The 20,001-nt window shown below is 65.8% G+C and carries 18 protein-coding genes and 1 other RNA gene; 9 read left to right on the top strand and 10 right to left on the bottom strand.

The window, feature by feature from the left end; all coding sequences use genetic code 11:
- Nucleotides 1–25 precede the first annotated feature (25 nt).
- Nucleotides 26–1,540, top strand: a complete 1,515-nt coding sequence (locus tag EAO27_RS02565; RefSeq protein ID WP_242776796.1) for an acetyl-CoA hydrolase/transferase family protein — start codon at nt 26–28, stop codon at nt 1,538–1,540.
- Nucleotides 1,541–1,705: 165 nt separating this feature from the next.
- Complete coding sequence (locus EAO27_RS02570; RefSeq protein ID WP_242776798.1) at nt 1,706–3,907, top strand: EAL domain-containing protein; 2,202 nt, start codon at nt 1,706–1,708, stop codon at nt 3,905–3,907.
- 106 nt (nt 3,908–4,013) lie between these two features.
- Here the strand turns inward: EAO27_RS02570 and rpoD are convergent, their stop codons facing one another.
- The 4 genes from rpoD to EAO27_RS02590 form a co-directional block, all read right to left on the bottom strand.
- A complete protein-coding gene (gene rpoD, locus EAO27_RS02575; protein ID WP_242776800.1) occupies nt 4,014–6,032 on the bottom strand; it encodes an RNA polymerase sigma factor RpoD in 2,019 nt (672 codons plus the stop codon).
- 30 nt (nt 6,033–6,062) lie between these two features.
- Nucleotides 6,063–7,946, bottom strand: a complete 1,884-nt coding sequence (dnaG, locus tag EAO27_RS02580; protein ID WP_242776802.1) for a DNA primase — start codon at nt 7,944–7,946, stop codon at nt 6,063–6,065.
- On the bottom strand, nt 7,947–8,339 hold the full coding sequence (locus tag EAO27_RS02585; protein WP_242776804.1) for a DUF559 domain-containing protein: 393 nt from the start codon (nt 8,337–8,339) through the stop codon (nt 7,947–7,949). It abuts the gene before it with no gap.
- A 120-nt stretch (nt 8,340–8,459) separates the two neighbouring features.
- Nucleotides 8,460–8,912, bottom strand: a complete 453-nt coding sequence (locus tag EAO27_RS02590) for a GatB/YqeY domain-containing protein (protein WP_242776806.1) — start codon at nt 8,910–8,912, stop codon at nt 8,460–8,462.
- A gap of 132 nt (nt 8,913–9,044) precedes the next feature.
- On the opposite strand from EAO27_RS02590, the gene carA reads away from it, so the two are divergent.
- Entirely contained in the window at nt 9,045–10,241 is a 1,197-nt protein-coding gene (gene carA, locus EAO27_RS02595) for a glutamine-hydrolyzing carbamoyl-phosphate synthase small subunit (protein ID WP_242776808.1), read from the top strand.
- Complete coding sequence (locus EAO27_RS02600; protein WP_242776810.1) at nt 10,238–10,543, top strand: hypothetical protein; 306 nt, start codon at nt 10,238–10,240, stop codon at nt 10,541–10,543. Before carA ends, EAO27_RS02600 begins: the two co-directional genes overlap by 4 nt.
- 137 nt (nt 10,544–10,680) lie before the next feature.
- Here the strand turns inward: EAO27_RS02600 and EAO27_RS02605 are convergent, their stop codons facing one another.
- On the bottom strand, nt 10,681–11,025 hold the full coding sequence (locus EAO27_RS02605) for a DUF559 domain-containing protein (RefSeq protein WP_242776812.1): 345 nt from the start codon (nt 11,023–11,025) through the stop codon (nt 10,681–10,683).
- A gap of 64 nt (nt 11,026–11,089) precedes the next feature.
- On the opposite strand from EAO27_RS02605, the gene carB reads away from it, so the two are divergent.
- From carB to EAO27_RS02620, 3 genes are all read left to right on the top strand, one after another.
- Nucleotides 11,090–14,410, top strand: coding sequence for a carbamoyl-phosphate synthase large subunit (gene carB, locus EAO27_RS02610; RefSeq protein WP_242776814.1), 3,321 nt, complete (start codon nt 11,090–11,092; stop codon nt 14,408–14,410).
- A 96-nt stretch (nt 14,411–14,506) separates the two neighbouring features.
- Nucleotides 14,507–14,983: a transcription elongation factor GreA gene (greA, locus tag EAO27_RS02615; protein WP_242776816.1), complete on the top strand. Its 477-nt coding sequence runs from the start codon at nt 14,507–14,509 to the stop codon at nt 14,981–14,983.
- 22 nt (nt 14,984–15,005) lie between these two features.
- On the top strand, nt 15,006–15,632 hold the full coding sequence (locus tag EAO27_RS02620; RefSeq protein ID WP_242776818.1) for a rhomboid family intramembrane serine protease: 627 nt from the start codon (nt 15,006–15,008) through the stop codon (nt 15,630–15,632).
- Nucleotides 15,633–15,667: 35 nt separating this feature from the next.
- Here EAO27_RS02620 and EAO27_RS02625 read toward each other — a convergent pair whose 3' ends face one another.
- From EAO27_RS02625 to EAO27_RS02645, 5 genes are all read right to left on the bottom strand, one after another.
- The gene (locus tag EAO27_RS02625; RefSeq protein ID WP_242776820.1) at nt 15,668–16,216 is read right to left on the bottom strand and encodes an NUDIX hydrolase; all 549 of its coding nucleotides are present in this window, start codon (nt 16,214–16,216) and stop codon (nt 15,668–15,670) included.
- A 123-nt stretch (nt 16,217–16,339) separates the two neighbouring features.
- Nucleotides 16,340–17,026 (bottom strand): hypothetical protein, encoded by a 687-nt coding sequence (locus EAO27_RS02630; RefSeq protein WP_242776822.1) that lies wholly within the window; start codon nt 17,024–17,026, stop codon nt 16,340–16,342.
- Between the two features lie 13 nt (nt 17,027–17,039).
- The gene (locus EAO27_RS02635; protein WP_242780408.1) at nt 17,040–17,825 is read right to left on the bottom strand and encodes a TPM domain-containing protein; all 786 of its coding nucleotides are present in this window, start codon (nt 17,823–17,825) and stop codon (nt 17,040–17,042) included.
- A gap of 23 nt (nt 17,826–17,848) precedes the next feature.
- Nucleotides 17,849–18,415, bottom strand: a complete 567-nt coding sequence (locus tag EAO27_RS02640; protein ID WP_242776823.1) for a TPM domain-containing protein — start codon at nt 18,413–18,415, stop codon at nt 17,849–17,851.
- 2 nt (nt 18,416–18,417) lie between these two features.
- Nucleotides 18,418–19,020: a LemA family protein gene (locus EAO27_RS02645; protein WP_242776825.1), complete on the bottom strand. Its 603-nt coding sequence runs from the start codon at nt 19,018–19,020 to the stop codon at nt 18,418–18,420.
- A 117-nt stretch (nt 19,021–19,137) separates the two neighbouring features.
- On the opposite strand from EAO27_RS02645, the gene mscL reads away from it, so the two are divergent.
- Together mscL and ssrA are read left to right on the top strand one after the other, a co-directional pair.
- On the top strand, nt 19,138–19,554 hold the full coding sequence (mscL, locus tag EAO27_RS02650) for a large conductance mechanosensitive channel protein MscL (RefSeq protein WP_242776827.1): 417 nt from the start codon (nt 19,138–19,140) through the stop codon (nt 19,552–19,554).
- A gap of 61 nt (nt 19,555–19,615) precedes the next feature.
- Nucleotides 19,616–19,972, top strand: a transfer-messenger RNA (tmRNA) gene (gene ssrA / locus EAO27_RS02655).
- Nucleotides 19,973–20,001 lie beyond the last annotated feature (29 nt).

The raw sequence follows: 20,001 nt of genomic DNA on the forward strand, positions 1-20,001 counted from the left end.
GCTGCATTCTGAAAGGAGCGTCATCATGACGAACAGCCGCATTGCCCCGCCGCATCTCCACGATCGGATCATGGATGCCGAGGACGCTGCCGCGCTCATCGCGCCGGAGACGACGATCGGTATGAGCGGTTTCACCGGCTCGGGCTATCCCAAGGCGGTGCCGATCGCGCTCGCGGCGCGGATCGAGCGCGAACATGCCGCGGGCAATCCCTTTCGCGTGCGCGTGTGGACCGGCGCTTCGACGGGCCCCGAACTCGACGGGGCGCTGGCGCGCGCCGACGGGATCGAGTTCCGCCTGCCGTACAACAGCGACCCGATCGCCCGCGAAAAGATCAACCGCGGCGAAATGGCCTATTTCGACATGCATCTGAGCCAGGTCGCGCCGATGGCGTGGCAGGGTTTCCTCGGCCCGCTCGATACCGCGGTGATCGAGGTGACGGGGATTACCGCCGACGGCGGACTGATCCCCTCTTCGTCGGTGGGCAACAACAAGACGTGGATCGACCGCGCCGACCGGATCATCCTCGAGGTGAACAGCTGGCAGAATCCCGCGCTAGAGGGGATGCACGACATCTATTACGGCACGCGCCTGCCGCCCGACCGCGTGCCGATCCCCCTCGTGCGCGCCGACGACCGCATCGGCGAACCGCTGCTGCGCTGCGATCCCGACAGGATCGCGGCGATCGTCGTCACCGACCTGCCCGACCGCAACCTGCCCTTCACCCCGCCCGACGCGGCCGCGCGCGCGATCGCGGATCATCTGCTCGACTTCCTCGCGCACGAAGTCGCGATGGGGCGGATGCCCGCGTCGCTGCTGCCGATCCAGTCGGGGGTGGGCAACATCGCCAACGCGGTGCTCACCGGGCTGGTCGACAGCCCGTTCGAGAATATGACGGCCTATACCGAAGTGCTCCAGGACGGGATGCTCGACCTGATCGACGCGGGCAAGCTGCGCATGGCATCGGCGACCGCCTTCTCGCTCTCGCCCGAGGCTGCGCTGCGGGTCAACGCCGACATGGCGCGCTACCGCGACCGGATGATCCTGCGCCCGCAGGAGATCAGCAACCACCCCGAACTGATCCGCCGCCTCGGCTGCATCGCGATGAACGGGCTGATCGAGGCGGACATTTACGGCAACGTCAATTCGACGCACATCATGGGGTCGCGCATCCAGAACGGCATCGGCGGGTCGGGGGACTTCGCGCGCAACGCCTTCGTCTCGATCTTCATGACCCCGTCGACCGCAAAGGGCGGCGCGATTTCGGCGATCGTCCCGCAGGTGAGCCACGTCGACCATATCACGCAGGACGTACAGGTGCTGGTCACCGAACAGGGGCTGGCCGACCTGCGCGGGCTCGCCCCCAAACAGCGCGCGGCGCTCATCATCGAAAGATGCGCGCACCCCGATTTCCGGCCGATGCTCGAAGATTATTACGCGCGGGCGCTGGTCTCCTCCTACGGCAAGCATGCGCCGTCGCTGCTGACCGAAGCGCTCTCGTGGCACCAGCGCTTTGTGGAAACGGGGACGATGCGACTTTAGGGCGTTTTCGGGGCAGGCGGATCGCCCGATGGCTCCGAAAACACGGTTAAATGCAAATCCGGAGTGCCGGCTTTGCTGCGCTCAGAACCCGATGCCCCCGATGCGCGGCGCCCATTTACGGATTCGCAAGGCATTTCAGGCAAATCGTCCTCATCGGTGGGGACCATGATGACGATGCAACAGGGCGATCCGGCGCTGCGCCCGGACGACGACGGAGGACCATCCGTGCCGGGCGGCGCCGAACGTGGATTTTTCGGAAAGATCGGAGATCGCTTCGCGCCGCCGCGTGGCGGGCAGTCCTTGCCGCTTGCGGCGCACGATGCGCTGCTGCTGCTGCGCAACCACGAAGACAGCGGCCAGGGATGGTTCTGGTCGACCGACGCCGACGGGCGCATCGCCTACCTCTCCGAAGCGGTCGCGGACCAGCTCGGCCGTCCGCTTGGCACGCTGATCGGCCAGGCGTTCACCACCCTGTTCCTGCCCGCCGATTCGGCGGCCGAACGGCAGCGCTCGCTGCCCTTCCTGCTGACGCGGCAATCGAAGTTCGACGGGCTGGCGCTGCGCGCCGCGCAGGGCGAGGAATGCTGGTGGGCGGTGTCGGGACGCCCGCAGTTCGAAGCGGGAGGCCGCTTCACCGGCTATCGCGGCAGCGGCATCGACGTGACGGTGCAGCGCCGCTCGGCCGAGGATGCGTCGCGCCTGGCCCTCTATGATTCGTTGACCGGGCTCGCCAATCGTTTCAACATTTCGCGGCGGCTCGACACGACGCTGACGACCTTCGCGCCGCAGCAGCGATCGTGCGCGATCATGCTGATCGACCTCGACCGGTTCAAGCAGGTCAACGACACGCTGGGCCATCCGGCGGGCGATGCGCTGCTCAGGCAGGTCGCCGAACGGTTGCTCAAGATCGTCGGCGACAAGGAAATGGTGAGCCGGCTGGGCGGCGACGAGTTCCAGGTGATCCTCGCCGATCAGGACGACCGCGGCAAGCTGGGCGACATGGCTAGCGACATCATCGCCAGCCTGTCGCAACCCTATTCGGTCGAGGGCAGCCGCTGCATCATCGGCGCGTCGGTGGGCGTCGCGATCGCGCCCTTCGACGGAATGACGAGCGAGGATCTGGTGCGCAACGCCGACCTCGCCCTCTATGCCGCAAAGGGCAACGGCCGCGGGCGCTTTCGTTTCTATTCGAGCGACCTTCACCAGTCGGCAGAGGATCGCCGCGCGCTCGAAGAGGATTTGCGCGACGCGCTCGTTCGCGGCGAAATGGAACTGACCTACCAACCCGTCGTGCGCGCCAGGAGCAATACCGTCAGCGGCGTCGAGGCGCTTGTGCGCTGGAATCACCCCGAACGCGGCACGATTTCGCCAGCGCTGTTCATTCCGATCGCCGAGGAGGCGAACCTGATCTGGACGCTCGGCGAATGGGTGCTGCGCAAGGCCTGCGAAGATGCGGCGCGCTGGCCCGGCGATCTGCGCCTTGCGGTCAATGTCTCGCCGATCCAGTTCGCCAACCCAGACCTGCCGCGGGTCATTGCGCACGCGCTCGCCGCCACCGGCCTCGCCCCCGAACGGCTCGAGCTCGAAATCACCGAAAGCGTCTTCCTCGGCGATTCGGCCGAGACGGCGGCGATGTTCACCGCGCTCAAGGGGATCGGGGTGCGTCTCGCGCTCGACGATTTCGGCACTGGCTATTCGTCGCTCGGCTATCTGCAGTCGGCGCCGTTCGACAAGATCAAGATCGACCAGAGCTTCGTGCGCGGTGCGACCCAGAAAGGATCGCGCAACGCGGCGATCATCGCGGCGATCGTGGCGCTAGCCGAGGCGCTGGAGATGGAAACGACCGCCGAGGGCATCGAATCGCTCGACCAGCTCGATCTGATCCGCAAGCTCAATGTCAGCCATGTCCAAGGCTATGTGTACAGCAAGTCGGTCGCGAACGACGAACTGATCGGGCATGCCGAGGCCGGGAGCTGGACGATCGCCCCCGCGGGCCCCGCCAAGCAGCGCAACGACCGCTTCCAGATGTTCCGCAAGATCGGCGCGGTTCACGGCAATCATCGTTATACGGTGGTGATGCGCAACCTGTCGGCGACAGGCGCCTTCATCGAGGGGATGGTCGATGTTCCCGTCGGCACCCGGTTCGTGATCGACTTCGGCGAAGGACAGCTTGCAACCGCGATCGTTCGCCGGTCGAAAAAGCACCAGCAGGGGGTCGAGTTCGAACAATCGCTGGTCGCCGACGGCAACGGCGGGCTGTGCACCCGGCATCGCGTCTCGCCCTATCTGATCGCCGCGGCGAGCCAGCAGACCGGCGGCCTGTCACTTCCGACCTTCACGACGACGAGCGACTGGGCGGAGAACTGATCAGGCGCCGGGCGCCGGTTCGGCGGAGCCACGAAAAAGGGCGCGGATGCAACACCCGCGCCCTGTTTTTCACCCTGCATGATCCTTCGCGACGAAGGATGCGACCTTACTGGTCGAGGAACGACCGCATCTTGCGCGACCGGCTCGGATGCTTGAGCTTGCGCAGCGCCTTCGCCTCGATCTGGCGGATGCGTTCGCGGGTCACGCTGAACTGCTGCCCCACCTCTTCGAGCGTGTGGTCGGTGTTCATGCCGATGCCGAAGCGCATGCGAAGAACACGTTCCTCGCGCGGGGTGAGCGACGCCAGAACGCGCGTCACCGTTTCCTTGAGGTTCGACTGCACCGCGGCGTCGACCGGGATGACGGCATTCTTGTCCTCGATGAAGTCGCCGAGGTGGCTGTCTTCCTCGTCGCCGATCGGCGTTTCGAGGCTGATCGGTTCCTTGGCGATCTTCATCACCTTGCGGACCTTTTCGAGCGGCATCGACAGGCGCTCGGCCATTTCCTCAGGCGTAGGCTCGCGGCCGCTTTCGTGGAGGAACTGGCGGCTGCACCGCACCAGCTTGTTGATCGTCTCGATCATGTGGACCGGGATGCGGATCGTGCGCGCCTGGTCGGCGATCGAACGGGTGATCGCCTGCCGGATCCACCAGGTCGCATAGGTCGAAAACTTGTAGCCGCGGCGGTACTCGAACTTGTCGACCGCCTTCATCAGGCCGATATTGCCTTCCTGGATCAGGTCGAGGAACTGCAGGCCGCGGTTGGTGTATTTCTTGGCGATCGAGATCACGAGGCGCAGGTTCGCCTCGACCATTTCCTTCTTGGCGATACGCGCCTCGCGCTCGCCCTTCTGGACCATGTTCACGACGCGGCGGAATTCGACGAGGCTCATGCCCGCGGCCTGCGCGATTTCCGAAATCTCGATGCGGATGCGGTCGACCGCGCCGGCCTCATTCTCGGCGAAGGCGGCCCATTTCTTGTCGATCCCGCCGACCTGGTCGAGCCAGTTTTCCTCGAGCTCGCGCCCGACATAATTGTCGAGGAACGACTTGCGCGGCACCTTGTGGCGCTCGGCGAGGCGCAGCATCTGGCCGCCGAGTGCGGTCAGGCGGCGGTTGTAGCTGTACAGCTGGTCGACCAGATATTCGATCTTGGTGCCGTGGAACTGCACGCTCTCGACCTGCGCGGTGAGTTCCTCGCGCAGCTTGTGATATTTCTTCTCCGACGCCGCGGGGAATTCCTCGCCGCCCGACAGGGCTTCGAGGCGGGCGTCCTGCAGCTTCGAGAAGGCCTTGAAGCTCTTCGTGATGTTGGCGAATTTCTCAAGCGCGTCGGGCTTGAGCAATTCTTCCATCGCCGCGAGGCTCAGTGTGTTGTCCTCGTCGTCTTCCTCGAAATTTTCGCGCTTGCCCGACGAACCTTCGCCATCCTCGTCGTCGCCGTCGGCGGACGCTTCCTCCCCGACCTCATCCTCGTCCTTGAACGAGACGCCGGCGTTCTTTTCGCTGATCTCGCCGTCGTCGTCGGCGCCTTCTTCCTCGAGATTCTCGGGCGCGGGATCCTTCGACAGCATCGCTTCGAGATCGACGATCTCGCGCAGCTGCATGTCGCCGTTGTTGAGCGCGTTCGACCATTCGATGATCGCGTTGAAGGTGAGGGGGCTTTCGCACAGCCCGAGAATCATCGTGTCGCGGCCCGCCTCGATGCGCTTCGCGATCGCGATTTCGCCCTCGCGGCTGAGCAGTTCGACCGCGCCCATTTCGCGCAGGTACATGCGAACGGGATCGTCGGTGCGATCGACCGTTTCCTTCTTCTTCTCGACCGCCGGGTTCGACAGCGATCCGGTGCCGGCGCTGACGTCGACCTCGTCGTCGGTTTCCTGCTCGGCCTCTTCCTGGACGTCTTCGTCGCTCTCGACGATGTTGATGCCCATGTCGGAGATCGCCGACATGATGTCCTCGATCTGCTCCGACGACATCTCATCCTGCGGCAAGGCCGCATTGAGTTCGTCATAGGTCAGGTAACCGCGCTTCTTGCCGCGCGCGATCAGCTTTTTGACGTCGGCCTCGTTGAGGTCGATCAGCGGCGCGTCGGTGTCGGTTTCGGCGGTGTTCTTGGTGGCCATTCGCTATTCCTGCCTCAAGGCGTAAAGTGTTCAGACCTGGTGGCTGTCTTCGGACAGCGCGGCCAGGCGGCGGGTCAGATCTTCGTCCAGCGCGCGCAGCTTCTGCTGACGTTCCAGACCTGCGTCGTCCATCGTGCGCTGGAAATCCGCTGTCGCCTCGGCGAGTCGGGCGCGGATTTCGGGCTGCGTCACGAGCACGCCGATATATTCGTCGAGGTCGCGAAGCGCGGCCTCGCGCGCCGCATCGGCCCCATCCTGCTTGTCCAGCGGTCGATTGAACGAGAAGTGCATTCCATCGGCTCTGAGCAAGGTCGTCGCCCTATTATACACTTTCATTGGCTCCAATATGGCAAGCAACCCCTCGGTATCAAGCCCTTCCTGACCGATTGCGATGTCAAGCATCCGCCCGAGCAGTTCGGCATCGGCGGAATCGGCGATCGCGAGCCGCGCCAGCGCCTCTTCGTGACGGCACAGCGCCGCGGGATGGCGCAGCAGCCCGCCGAGCAGCGCCGCCGCATAGGGGCCGCCGATTCCCGCCTGGCCGATCGTGCGCGTCTCGTCGGCCGGAGGCTGCAGCCTGGGGTCGGGCGCGAAGCGGCGATTGCCGCGCTGCGGTTGCGGCGCCCACGGCACGCGCGCGCTGCGTTCGGGCGCCTTGCGCGCGAAAAGCGTGTCGAGTCGTTCGCGAAACGCCTCGCGATAATGGTGACGCACGTCGGCATCCTCGATCGCATCGGCGTGCGCGAGCAGCCGCGTCTTCAGCGCCGCGCGCTCCTCGGGGGTCGCGAGCGGGCTAGCGGCAACCTCGTGCGCCCACAGGCGCTCGACGAGCGGCTGCGCGTCGTCGAGCAGTTCGGCGAACCCCGCCGCGCCGCGCGCACGCACGATGTCGTCGGGGTCCTGTCCGGCCGGGAGCGTCGCAAAGGCGAGGCTGAATCCCGGGCGCAGCAGCGGCAGTGCGCGCGTTGCGGCGCGCATCGCCGCCTTCTGTCCCGCGGCATCGCCGTCGAAGCAAAGGAGGGGCACCGGCACCATGCGCCACAGCATGCCGATCTGGTTCTCGGTCAATGCGGTGCCGAGCGGCGCGACCGCATCGGCGATCCCCGCCTCGGCGAGCGCGATGACGTCCATATAGCCCTCGACGACGATCACGCGGTTCGTCTGGCGCGACGCGGGCGACGCCTTGTCGAGATTGTAGAGCGTGCGCCCCTTGTCGAAGAGCGGGGTGTCGGGCGAGTTCAGATATTTGGGCTCGCCGTCGCCGAGGATGCGTCCCCCGAACGCGATCACGCGCCCGCGCGCGTCGCGGATCGGGATCATCAGCCGCCCGCGGAAGCGGTCGTAGGGCTCCTTGTCTTCGACCGCGATCAGCATCCCCGCCTCGACGAGCATCGCGGTCGGGAATTTCCTGAGTGCGTCCTTCAGCGCGCTGCGGCTGTCGGGCGCCAGGCCGAAGCCGAAAGCCTTGCGCGTCGCGTCCGAAATGCCGCGCTTCGTGAGGTATTCGCGCGCCGGGGCGCCGTTGCTGCTGCCGAGCTGCTGGCTGAACCAGTCGGCCGCCGCCTGCGTCACGTCGCGCAGGCTCGCCTGCTCCTCGGCCTTCTTCGCGGCGCGTGGGTCGGGGGCGGGGACGTCCATCCCGGCCTCGGCGGCGAGTTCCTTGACCGCGTCCATGAACGACAGGCCGCGCTGGTCGGTCATCCAGCGGATCGCGTCGCCGTGCGCCGAGCAGCCGAAGCAGTGGTAGAAGCCCTTTTCGTCGTTGATCGTGAAGCTGGGCGTCTTTTCGTTATGGAAGGGGCAGCACGCCTTATACTCACGCCCGGCGCGCGTGATCTTGATCGTGCGTCCGATGATCGACGACAGCGTGATCCGCGAGCGTAGTTCGTCGAGCCATTGCGGGGTGAGGGTCACTTAACTCCCCTCCCGCATGCGGGAGGGGCCGGGGGTGGGCAGAAGGTCAAGGCTGCGCTCGATTTCGCTCACAACCCCATCGATGTTCGCCATCACGTCACTGTTCGTGAAACGAAGGACTCGAAACCCGTTTTCGACAAGCCAATGACCCCGATGCTCGTCATAAGCCTGGCGCATGTCGTGCGAGTATCCATCGAGTTCGACTATCAATTGCGCCTCACGGCAAAGAAAGTCAGCGAAGTAGGGGCCGACAGGCATTTGCCGGCTGAATTTCCAGCCACCGATTTTCCGGCCGGACAGGCAGCGCCACAAGGTCCGCTCGGCGGGAGTGGCAGCATTGCGCAACTCCTTCGCTCGCGGCGTGTCGCGGGGCTGAAACTGTCCATCCATCATAGGGCGGTATGCCCACCCCCGACCCCTCCCGCAAGCGGGAGGGGAGAGGTTGGTCCGCGACCTTCTTGTCCCCTCCCGCTTGCGGGAGGGGCTAGGGGTGGGCCGGCGCCGCGAGCGGATTCAGCTCAGCGCCGCCTTCACCCACCCGCTCGCCTTGCTCATGTCGAGCTCGGACCCGTGGCGTTCCTTCACCGCGGCCATGACCTTGCCCATGTCCTTGAGGCTCGCCGCGCCGAGCTCGGCGGCGATCGCCCGGATCGCGGCCTGCGCTTCGTCATCGCTGAGCTGCGCGGGCAGGAAATCCTCGATCACCGCGACCTCGGCCGCCTCGATATCGGCGAGTTCCTGGCGGCCGCCCTGTTCGTACATGGTGATCGACTCGCGGCGCTGCTTGACCATCTTTTGCAGGACGTCGGTGACGAGCGCGTCGTCGTCGGCCGGCGCGGTGCCGGTCCGGAGTTCGATGTCCTTGTCCTTGATCTTGGCCAGCATCAGCCGGATCGTGCCCAAACGCGCCTTGTCGCCGGCTTTCATCGCGGCAACCTGCGCAGCCTTGATGTCGTCGCGAATCATGACGTGTCCTCTTGCGCTGCAATGTGGGAAAGAAGCACCCTTAGCGGCAAGATTCATAATCCGATAGCTTGTGAATCACTTTTTTGCCGCCTACTTGGTCGGCCGTTTAGCCCCCCGTCCGGAGCATGTTGAATGGCACCAGCCAACCCCCCTGTGGCGCCCAAAGTCGCGCCCGCAAGCCAGCCCTCGGGCGCCACCGGCGTCCTCGTCCTTGCCGACGGCACGATCCTGTGGGGCATCGGCTATGGCGCGACCGGCGCGGGGGTGGGCGAAATCTGCTTCAACACGGCGATGACGGGATATCAGGAAATCCTGACCGACCCGAGCTACGCGGGGCAGATCATCACCTTCACCTTTCCGCACATCGGCAATGTCGGCGCGAATCCCGAGGATATGGAGCGCGACAAGCGCGCCGCGATCGGCTGCATCACGCGCGAACTGCCGACGCAGCCCAGCAATTTCCGCAGCGTCCAGACGCTGCCCGACTGGATGGCCGATCAGGGCCTGATCGGGCTCGCCGGCATCGACACGCGCGCGCTGACGCGCCGTATCCGCGACGCGGGCGCACCCAACGGCGTCGTTGCGCACAACCCCGACGGCAAATTCGACATCGACGAACTGCTCGGACAAGCGCGCGGCTGGTCGGGGCTCGAGGGGCTCGACCTTGCGAAGGAGGTCAGCCGCACCGACACGGGCGACTGGACCGGCGGCGCGTGGAAACTCGGCCATGGCTATGCGGGCGCGGGCGGCGGCGAACGCCCGCACGTCGTCGCGATCGACTATGGCGCAAAGGACAATATCTTCCGCAACCTCGTCGCGGCGGGCGCGCGCGTCACCGTGGTCCCCGCGACCGCGACCCTCGACGAGGTGCTGGGCCACCAGCCCGACGGCGTGTTCCTGTCGAACGGCCCCGGCGACCCCGCGGCGACGGGCGACTATGCGGTACCGGTGATCCGGGGCCTGCTCGACCGCGACGTGCCGATCTTCGGTATCTGCCTCGGCCACCAGATGCTCGGCATCGCGGCGGGCGCCAAGACGGTGAAGATGCATCAGGGCCATCGCGGCGCGAACCACCCGGTGCAGCGCGTCGGCGGCGACTTCGCCGACGGCGTGGTCGAGATCACCAGCATGAACCACGGCTTCGCAGTCGACGCCGCGACCTTGCCCGCGGGCGTGGTCGAAACGCACAAGAGCCTGTTCGACGGATCGAACTGCGGTATCGCGATCACGGGCAAGAAGGCCTTCAGCGTCCAATATCACCCCGAGGCGAGCCCGGGGCCGCAGGACAGCTTCTATCTGTTCGAGAAGTTCGTGGGCGGGCTCAAATGAGTTTTGCCGAGCAGCTCGACGCGCTGGCCGCTGATGCTGCGGCGAACCCTGAGCGCTGGGGCGCGGGGGTGCGGCTCAACATCACCTGCGCGCGGCGGCTGCCCTATGAGGCGGTGCAGCTTGCCGAGGCGCGCGGCCTTGGCGAAGCGCGCGGGGTCGGGCGGCATCATCTGATCTTCGAATATGAGGATGTCGTGCCCGATGCGGCGTGGGTCGCGGCGACCGCACGCCCGGTGCTCGACTTCATCGCCGAGGTCGGCGGGACTGATCCGCAGATCGGCGTCGATCGGAATGTGCAGTGAACCAAGGTTTCGGCCTTGTTGCCCCCCTCCCCGTCGGGGAGGGGCTGGGGGTGGGGGAGCGAGGTCGTCAGGCCGCGCGTCACCGCTCACGTACGTACACCCCCATCCAACCCTCCCTTTCAAGGGGGAGGGTTTTATCAGCCACGGGCGATGGCGAGTTGTTCGACAATCATCGCGACAACGCCATCGGTATTGGCGAGTACATCATTGTTCCAGAAGCGGATCACGCTGTAGCCATGCGCCTCGATCAGGCGCGTGCGCTCGGCATCATCGGGGCTGTCGGCGTGCTGGCCGCCATCGACCTCGACGACGAGCTTCATCGACCGGCAGGCAAAATCGGCCACGAACGGGCCGATCGGGAATTGCCGGGTGAATTGAACGCCCAGCTGTTTTCCGCGCAGCCGCGACCACAGCCTTTTCTCCGCCTCGGTGGGTTCGCGACGCAACCTGCGCGCTACCCTCGTCAATCGCTTGTCCGTCATCGTCTGGACGCCCCCACCCAACCCTCCCCCTCATGGGGGGGGGCTTTGAAGATAGCAGCCTGAAATGCCCAAAAGAACCGACATCCAATCCATCCTCGTCATCGGCGCTGGCCCGATCGTTATCGGTCAGGCGTGCGAGTTCGACTATTCGGGGACGCAGGCGATCAAGGCGCTGAAGGAGGAGGGCTATCGCATCGTCCTCGTCAACTCCAATCCGGCGACGATCATGACCGATCCCGACCTCGCCGACGCGACCTATGTCGAGCCGATCACGCCCGAGATCGTCGCCAAGATCATCGAAAAGGAGCGCCCCGATGCGGTGCTGCCGACGATGGGCGGGCAGACCGCGCTCAACACCGCGCTTGCGCTCGCGCAGGACGGCACGCTCGCCAAATATGGCGTCGAGATGATCGGCGCCGACGCCGAGGCGATCGACAAGGCCGAGGACCGGCAGAAGTTCCGCGACGCGATGGACAAGATCGGGCTGGAAAGCGCGCGCTCGGGCGTTGCGCACACGCTCGACGAGGCGTTTGCGGTGCTCGAACGCACCGGGCTGCCGTCGATCATCCGCCCGTCGTTCACGCTTGGCGGCACCGGCGGCGGCATCGCGTATAACCGCGAGGAGTTCGAGCAAATCGTCCGCGGCGGCCTGATCGCCTCGCCGACCACCGAGGTCCTGATCGAGGAATCGCTCCTCGGCTGGAAAGAATATGAGATGGAGGTGGTGCGCGACCGCAAGGACAATTGCATCATCATCTGCTCGATCGAGAATGTCGATCCGATGGGCGTGCATACCGGCGACAGCATCACCGTCGCGCCGGCGCTGACGCTGACCGACAAGGAATATCAGATCATGCGCAACGCGAGCATCGCGGTGCTGCGCGAGATCGGCGTCGAGACGGGCGGGTCGAACGTCCAGTTCGCGGTCAACCCCAAGGACGGCCGCCTGATCGTCATCGAGATGAACCCGCGCGTGTCGCGTTCGTCGGCGCTGGCGTCGAAGGCGACAGGTTTCCCGATCGCCAAGGTCGCGGCGAAGCTCGCGGTCGGTTACACGCTCGACGAGATCATGAACGACATCACCGGCGTGACCCCGGCGTCGTTCGAACCGACGATCGACTATGTCGTCACCAAGATCCCGCGCTTCGCCTTTGAAAAGTTCAAGGGCGCCGAGGCGACGCTGTCGACCGCGATGAAATCGGTCGGTGAGGTGATGGCGATCGGCCGCACGATCCACGAATCGATGCAAAAGGCGCTCCGCGGCCTCGAAACCGGCCTCTCGGGTTTCAACTTCGTCGACCGGCTCGTCGGCGCGAGCCACGACCAGCTGCGCAGCGAGCTCGCGCAGCGCACCCCCGACCGGCTGCTCAACACCGCGCAGGCGATCCGCGAAGGCCTGCCGCTCGCCGAGATCAACCGCGTCGCGGGTTACGACATGTGGTTCCTCGAACGCATTGCAGAGATCGTCGCGGCCGAAAACGGCGTGATGGAAAACGGCCTGCCGCGCGACGCCGAGGGGCTGCGCAAGCTGAAGGCGATGGGCTTCAGCGACAAGCGCCTTGCCTATCTCGCGCTCCGGTCGGCGCATCTGCGTCCCGGCGCGGCGCGCGCGACCGCGCGCGGCAGCGGGCTGATCCACGAGGCGGTCAAGGCGATGACCGGCGGCGTGACCGAGGCCGAGGTGCGCGACCTGCGCCACCGGCTCGGCGTGCGCCCGGTGTTCAAGACGATCGACACCTGCGCCGCCGAATTCGCGGCCAAGACGCCCTATCTCTATTCGACCTACGAAGCCCCGACCTTCGGAACCCCCGAATGCGAGGCGAACCCGTCGGAGCGGCAGAAGATCGTCATTCTCGGCGGCGGTCCGAACCGCATCGGGCAGGGGATCGAGTTCGACTATTGCTGCTGCCACGCGTGCTTCGCGCTGGAAGAGGCGGGCTATGAAACGATCATGGTCAACTGCAACCCCGAAACGGTGTCGACCGACTATGACACCTCGGACCGCCTCTATTTCGAACCGCTGACCGCCGAGGACGTGCTCGAAATCCTCAGCGTCGAGCAGTCGAAGGGCACGCTCGTCGGCGTGATCGTCCAGTTCGGCGGCCAGACCCCGCTCAAGCTCGCGCAGGCGCTGGAAGATGCCGGCATCCCGATCCTCGGCACCTCGCCCGACGCGATCGACCTCGCCGAGGACCGCGAGCGTTTTGCGGCGCTGGTGAACAGGCTCGGCCTCAAACAGCCCGCCAACGGCATCGCGCGCAGCCGCGAGGAAGCCGTCGCGGTCGCGGCGCGCATCGGCTATCCTGTGCTGACGCGGCCCAGCTACGTTCTCGGCGGCCGCGCGATGGAGATCGTCGACGATCAGGCGCAGCTCGAACATTATATCGAGACCGCGGTGCAGGTGTCGGGCGACTCGCCGGTGCTGATCGACCGCTATCTGCGCGACGCGATCGAGGTCGATGTCGACGCCCTGTGCGACGGCACCGACGTGGTGGTCGCGGGCGTGCTCCAGCATATCGAGGAAGCCGGGGTCCATTCGGGCGACAGCGCCTGCTCGATCCCGCCGTACAGCCTGTCCGCCGAAATCGTCGCCGAGATCGAGCGCCAGGCCGACGCGCTGGCGCGCGCGCTCGAGGTCCGCGGGCTCATGAACATCCAGTTCGCGGTGCAGGGCGACGAGGTGTACCTCATCGAGGTCAACCCGCGCGCGAGCCGCACCGTGCCTTTCGTCGCCAAGGCGGTGGGGTCGCCGATCGCCAAGATCGCGGCGCGCGTGATGGCGGGCGAGAAGCTCGCCGACCTGCCCAAGATCAATCGCGACATCGACCATGTCGCGGTCAAGGAAGCGGTCTTCCCCTTCGCGCGCTTCCCCGGCACCGATCCGGTGCTGAGCCCCGAGATGAAGTCCACGGGCGAAGTCATGGGAATCGACAGTGATTTCAACCTCGCCTTCGCCAAGGCGCAGCTCGGCGCGGGCGACCGCCTGCCGACCGACGGGCGCGTGTTCGTTTCGGTCAAGGACAGCGACAAGCCGCGGATCATCGAACCGGTGCGCCGCCTCGCCGACTGGGGCTGGCAGGTGATCGCGACGGGCGGCACCGCCGACTATCTGGCGGGGCAGGGGATCGCGGTCGAGCGCGTCAACAAGGTGGCCGAAGGGCGGCCGCATATCGTCGACCGGATCAAGGACGGCGACGTCCAGCTGATCTTCAACACCACCGAGGGTTGGCAGTCGCTGCAGGACTCGCAATCGATCCGCGCTTCGGCGCTGGGCGCCGACGTCGCCTATTATACGACGGCGGCGGGCAGCGATGCCGCGACCCACGCGATCGGGGCGCTGCGCGCGCACTCTCTTGAAGTAAAGCCGCTACAGGACTATTATTGAGGGACCGCTTCACCCCCCGACATCGACGGAAACAGCGGCTCTGCCGCCCGGCGCTCTCCCGCCGGGGCGGGATTATTGACAAAGGACAACAGGATAATGGCAAGCGTTGAAAAGGTGCCGATGCTGGCGGAAGGCTATGAGAAGCTGAGTGCACAGCTCTCCGCGCTCAAGGCCGAACGCCCCCTCATCGTCGACGCGATCGAGGAAGCGCGCGCGCACGGCGACCTTTCGGAAAATGCCGAATATCACGCCGCCAAGGAACGCCAGGGTCAGGTCGAAGCGACCATCGGCGACCTCGAAGACAAATTGTCGCGCGCGCAGGTGATCGACCCGACGACGCTGTCGGGCGACCGCATCGTGTTCGGCGCGACCGTCACGCTCGCCGACGAGGACGACAAGCCGGTCAAGTACCAGATCGTCGGCCAGGCCGAAGCCGACGCCAAGGTCGGCAAGATCAGCTATAATTCGCCGCTCGGCCGCGCGCTGATCGGTCGCCGCGTCGATGACGAGATCGAGGTGACGGTGCCCGCGGGCGACAAATATTATCTGGTGACGAAGATCGAGTTCGTCTGATCCGGCGGGGCGGGTGACAGCCATGCGTACGCCCGTCATCAACGGTTATGCGCTGGCATGCACGCTGCTGTTCGTGCTGCTGGCGCTCACCGGTACCGAACAGCAGGCTTTCGTGGGCGCCGGCTTCATTCCCGGCCGTTTCGGGTCGGAGCTCATTGCGCCGCCCGGAACGCTGCTGCCCTTCGCGCTGACGCCGCTGACCGCCGCCTTCCTCCACTCGGGCATTCTGCATCTGGGCTTCAACCTCGTGGTGCTGCTGTTCATCGGCCGCCAGCTTGAACAGCCCTTGGGCGCCTCGGCAACCGCCTTCCTGCTCGTCGCCGGCGCCTATGCGGGCGCTTTCGCGCAGTGGCTTGCCGATCCGCGCTCGCTCATCGTCATGATCGGCGCGAGCGGGGCGATCTCGGCTTTGATCGCGGTCTATGCGCTGATCTTCAGCCGGACGAAGACCGCGGCGATCGGCCCGATCCCCAGCCACTGGGTGCGTGCGCTGTGGCTGGCCGCGGCGTGGATCGGGGTGCAGTTGCTGCTGGGTTTCGCGGGCGGCGCGGGTTTCGGCAACATCGCGATCTGGGCGCACGTCGGCGGCTTCCTCGCCGGGCTGGTGCTGGCGCGGCCGTTGCTCCGCTGGCGCTTCAAGGGCCGATAGAAGGCCCCCTTTCGGTCGCCCGATACGGTCGGGGATCAGCCGTTGCCCAGAAGGCCTCCCGCGATCAGCATCGCGACGCGCACATCGATCCCGCAGCCTTCGGCGCGCTTCGCCGCGATAAACGCCTCGATGCCGTCGAGCGGGACGCGGTGGACGGTGATATCCTCGCTGTCGACCCCGCCGCCTTCGCCGACCTTGACGAGATCGGTCGCGACCAGCAGCGTGAAGCTCTCGCTGACCATGCCGGGCGAGGAGAAGAATTCGCCGACGGTGCGCCAGCGCTCGGCGCGATAGCCTGTTTCTTCCTCGAGTTCGCGCTGCGCCGCGATTTCGGACGCTTCGCCCGCCATGTCGTCGCCCACCAGCCCCGCGGGCATTTCGAGGCAGTTGATCGCCAGCGGCACGCGATATTGTTCGACCAGGATGACGTGGCGGCCATCGTCGCCCTCGTCGATCGCGAGGATCACCGCGGCGTGGATGCCGCGCGAACGCGAGACATATTCCCACGTTCCTTGCTGCTTGACGGTGACGAAGCGGCCTTCCCACCTGGTTTCGACGGGCGTGCCAGGGGCGGGGCGGCTCATGGTCTATCCTTTCTGATCCCAAACCGTTTGCCCTGAGCTTGTCGAAGGGCCGTTCTTTCTTTCGGGCGTCGACAAGAAGGACGGTGCTTCGACAAGCTCAGCACGAATGGACGAGAGGGAGTGTTACAGCTCGATCAGCCGGTCGGGCAGCTCGTTGGGATTGTCGTCGCCCTTCGGGAAATGCTGCGCGAGCACGACGCCCATCTGGCGCACCGCCTCGGCCATGCCCTCGCCGGGCTGACCCGCGCGGATGCGTTCGATCAGCGTCGCCATCGCGTCGCCCCACACGTCGGGTGCGACCTTGGCCGCGATCGCCTCGTCGGCGACGATGTCGGCGCGATGCTCCTTGAGGCTGACATAGAGGAGCACGCCGGTGCGCCCCAACGTCTTCGCCTCGGTGCCGACCTTGAACAGGTCGACCGCGCGCGCGCGGACGCGGCCCGCGAGGATCGCGCGCGGGGTGAGCCACAGCCGCAGCGGGCGCCACAGCAGGATCAGCCAGACGCCGATCCATTTGAGCACCCCGACCGCGATCACCGTGCCGAGCCACTGGTTCGCGGTCAGCTCGTGCCCCCAGCCGCCGGTGAACCGGTCGTAGAGGCCGCGGTAGAATTCGGGGAAGAGCGCGATCACCGACATGGCGATGAACGCGATGACACTGGCCCAGACGAGCGCGACATCGTCATAATCGTTCGACTTCGCCGCGATGACGGTGACGATCTCGCCGCTGGTGTGGCGCTCGGCGTCCGCCACCGCCGCCGTGACGATGTCGTGATCGGCCGGACTGACGTGGCTGACCTTGCGTGGCATGATATGTCCCCCTCTACCAGCCGCCCGACGCGCCGCCGCCGCCGAAGCTGCCGCCGCCGCCCGAAAAGCCCCCGAAGCCGCCGCCCCCGCCGCCCCAGCTGCCGCCGCCCCACGACGAGCCGCCGCCGCCGCCCCAGTCGTCATGGTCGCCCCAGATGATGATCGGCGCGCCCCACGGGCTCGCCTTGCGCCGCTTCCGGCCGCGGCGGCCGAGGCCCGACAGGATCGGCAGCACGAAGAAGAAGAAAATGATGAAGCCGACGAAGATCAGCCCGCCGATGTCGCCGTCATTGGCGCGGTCGCGTTCCTCTGCCTCGATCTGCGCCGCGCGGGCGGCGGCTTCTTCGGGGGTAAGCTGAATCTGTTCGGCGATCGCGTTGACGCCTGCCTGAATACCGCCGGGCATGTCGCCTGCCTTGAACAGCGGTGTCACGGTGTCGCGGATGATGCGCCCCGACATCGCGTCGGTCAGCACGGGTTCGAGTCCGTAGCCGACCGATATGTTCATCCGGCGTTCGTTCGGCGCGATCAAAAAGACGACGCCGTCGTCCTTTTCGGCGTCGCCGATTTTCCACTCGCGACCGAGCTTGTAGCCATAGTCGCCGATGTCGTTGCCTTCGAGGTCGGTCACCGTTGCAACCACCAGCTGGTGCCCGGTCTTGGTCTGGAGCGCTTCGAGCTGCGCGTTGAGCGCGGCTTCCTCCGCGGGCGGAATGATGTCCGCCTGATCGACGACGCGGCCGGTCAGCTTGGGAAAGGTCTGCGCGGCGGCGGGAACGGCGAGCAGCGACAGGCCCATTGCCCAGCCGAGCAGGATCGCCCTCACGAGGCGTCGCCCGTCTGTGCGGCGATGGCCTCGATGCCGGTCGACAGGCCGCCGGCATAATCGCCTTTTTCGAAGTGCGGCGTCATCTGGTGGATGACCGCCAGCGCCTTGTCGTCGGTCAGCATCTTTTCCATTCCCAATCCCGTGGCGATGTTGAGTTCGCGCTCGTGCGGGGCGACCAGAATGACGATACCGTCGTCGTGGTCCTTGCGCCCGATACGCCAGCGCTGGCCCAGGCAGGTCCCGCTGTTGTCGACACGCGCGCCGTTCAGGTCGGGGGTCGTCGCGACGACCATCTGGTGTCGTGTCCGGTCTTCGTATCGGGCAAGCCGTTCGGACAATCGCCTTTCCTCTTCGGGCTTCAAAATGTTCGCCGCATCGGTGACCCGTCCGCGCAAGTCCATCGCCGGCACGCCGTCGCAAAAGGCCGTTTCGGCGTCTGCGGTCGCCCCTTCGGCGGCCCCGAACAGCCCCCCGGATTCGGCCGGGACAGCCGGAGCCTCCTTGCAGCCGCCCGCGACCAGCAGGATCGCGAGCGGACCGGCAAGGATCGCGCGGTGCACGCCTACTTTCCGAAATCGACCTTCGGCGCGACGTTCGCGTTGGGCGTGACCGCCTTGTACGGCGTCATTTCCTTTGCACCGTGGACGATCTTGGCGCCGATGATGTCGGGGAAGGTGCGGATCGTCGTGTTATAGTCCTGCACCGCGGCGTTATAATCCTGGATCGTCACGTTGATCCGGTTCTCGGTGCCTTCGAGCTGGGTCATCAGGTCGGCGAAGCGCGCCTGGCTCTTGAGGTCGGGATATTGTTCGACGGTGACGAGCAGCCGACCGAGCGCGCTCGACACATTGCCCTGCGCCTGCTGGAAGGCCTGCACCTTCGCCGGGTCCTCGAGGTCGGCGGGATCGAGCTTTACCTGCGTTGCCGACGCGCGCGCCTGGATCACGCCTTCGAGCGTCGATTGTTCGATATTGGCCGCGCCCTTGGCGGTTTCGACGAGGTTGGGGATCAGGTCGGCGCGGCGTTGATAGGCGGCCTCGACATTCGCCCATTTCGCCTTTGCCGCCTCTTCCTTGGTGGGCACGCTGTTGATGCCGCACGCGGACAGGCTCATCGCGGCGACGGGCAGGATCAACCAGCGGGCGGAACGATAGGTCATGGTCATCAAGCTCCCTCCGGCGGCGTTTTGCCGCAACAACACACATAATAGGATGCCGCTTGCCTTTGCGCAATCGTCGCGGCACTTTGGCGCCATAACGCCAACCATCCGGGGAGCAGCAAGATGTTGGGTGAATTCAGGGAATTTATCGCGCGCGGCAATGTCATCGACCTTGCGGTCGGTGTCATCATCGGCGGCGCCTTCGCGACGATCACGGGCTCGCTGACCGAGGATCTGATCATGCCGCTCGTCGGCTGGATCTTTGGCGGGGTCGATTTTTCGAGCAAGTTCATCCTCCTCGGCAGCGTGCCCGACGGCATTGCCGCGACCGATTATGCGGCGCTCAAGAAGGCGGGGGTCGCGATGATCGGATACGGCGCCTTCATCACCGCGGTGATCAATTTCCTGATCCTGGCGTGGATCATCTTCCTGCTGGTCAAGACGGTGAACAAGGTGGTGCGCAAGGCGCCCGACGCACCCGCCGGCCCCACCGAGGTCGATATCCTCACCGAAATTCGCGACGAATTGCGCAAGAAATAGCGCGTTTCCGGCGCCCGCCGCCGCAAGGCGGTGCCGTAGTCGCGACAAAAGGCCCGCCTGCGCTCTTCCCAAGCGCGGGCGGGTTTCCTATATGGGTCTTGCCGGTTTCGGCCGGCTATGAGGATAAATGGTGTCGTGGAATAGACACAGCGGACCCGGGGGCAGTACCCGGCGGCTCCACCACGAACCCGCGCCCTTTCAAACGGGTGCGCGGGTTTCTGACGGGGCCGAACCAGGATCGACGTGTGTTCAAAGACGATGTTTTCTTCCGGGCTGAGTAACCCGTTCAAGGCTCAAACCTACAAGTGCTAACGATAACGAAGCACTCGCTCTGGCTGCGTAACCGATAAGCCTCACGGCGTAAGGTTATTCAAATAGAACGCGGTTCGGACCGAACCGGGCAACAGAATCGGATACCAGCGGCTGGGGACGAGCCGGGCAACAGAA

This window comes from Sphingopyxis sp. YF1 (assembly GCF_022701295.1).
GTDB lineage: Bacteria > Pseudomonadota > Alphaproteobacteria > Sphingomonadales > Sphingomonadaceae > Sphingopyxis.

Excerpts from the sequence above, each read along its gene's own strand:
- EAO27_RS02565 (WP_242776796.1), top strand. The coding sequence starts at position 26 with ATGACGAACAGCCGCATTGCCCCGCCGCATCTCCACGATCGGATCATG.
- EAO27_RS02570 (WP_242776798.1), top strand. The coding sequence starts at position 1,706 with ATGATGACGATGCAACAGGGCGATCCGGCGCTGCGCCCGGACGACGAC.
- rpoD (WP_242776800.1), bottom strand. The coding sequence starts at position 6,032 with ATGGCCACCAAGAACACCGCCGAAACCGACACCGACGCGCCGCTGATC.
- EAO27_RS02585 (WP_242776804.1), bottom strand. The coding sequence starts at position 8,339 with ATGATGGATGGACAGTTTCAGCCCCGCGACACGCCGCGAGCGAAGGAG.
- EAO27_RS02590 (WP_242776806.1), bottom strand. The coding sequence starts at position 8,912 with ATGATTCGCGACGACATCAAGGCTGCGCAGGTTGCCGCGATGAAAGCC.
- carA (WP_242776808.1), top strand. The coding sequence starts at position 9,045 with ATGGCACCAGCCAACCCCCCTGTGGCGCCCAAAGTCGCGCCCGCAAGC.
- EAO27_RS02600 (WP_242776810.1), top strand. The coding sequence starts at position 10,238 with ATGAGTTTTGCCGAGCAGCTCGACGCGCTGGCCGCTGATGCTGCGGCG.
- EAO27_RS02605 (WP_242776812.1), bottom strand. The coding sequence starts at position 11,025 with ATGACGGACAAGCGATTGACGAGGGTAGCGCGCAGGTTGCGTCGCGAA.
- carB (WP_242776814.1), top strand. The coding sequence starts at position 11,090 with ATGCCCAAAAGAACCGACATCCAATCCATCCTCGTCATCGGCGCTGGC.
- greA (WP_242776816.1), top strand. The coding sequence starts at position 14,507 with ATGGCAAGCGTTGAAAAGGTGCCGATGCTGGCGGAAGGCTATGAGAAG.
- EAO27_RS02620 (WP_242776818.1), top strand. The coding sequence starts at position 15,006 with ATGCGTACGCCCGTCATCAACGGTTATGCGCTGGCATGCACGCTGCTG.
- EAO27_RS02625 (WP_242776820.1), bottom strand. The coding sequence starts at position 16,216 with ATGAGCCGCCCCGCCCCTGGCACGCCCGTCGAAACCAGGTGGGAAGGC.
- EAO27_RS02630 (WP_242776822.1), bottom strand. The coding sequence starts at position 17,026 with ATGCCACGCAAGGTCAGCCACGTCAGTCCGGCCGATCACGACATCGTC.
- EAO27_RS02635 (WP_242780408.1), bottom strand. The coding sequence starts at position 17,825 with ATGGGCCTGTCGCTGCTCGCCGTTCCCGCCGCCGCGCAGACCTTTCCC.
- EAO27_RS02645 (WP_242776825.1), bottom strand. The coding sequence starts at position 19,020 with ATGACCATGACCTATCGTTCCGCCCGCTGGTTGATCCTGCCCGTCGCC.
- mscL (WP_242776827.1), top strand. The coding sequence starts at position 19,138 with ATGTTGGGTGAATTCAGGGAATTTATCGCGCGCGGCAATGTCATCGAC.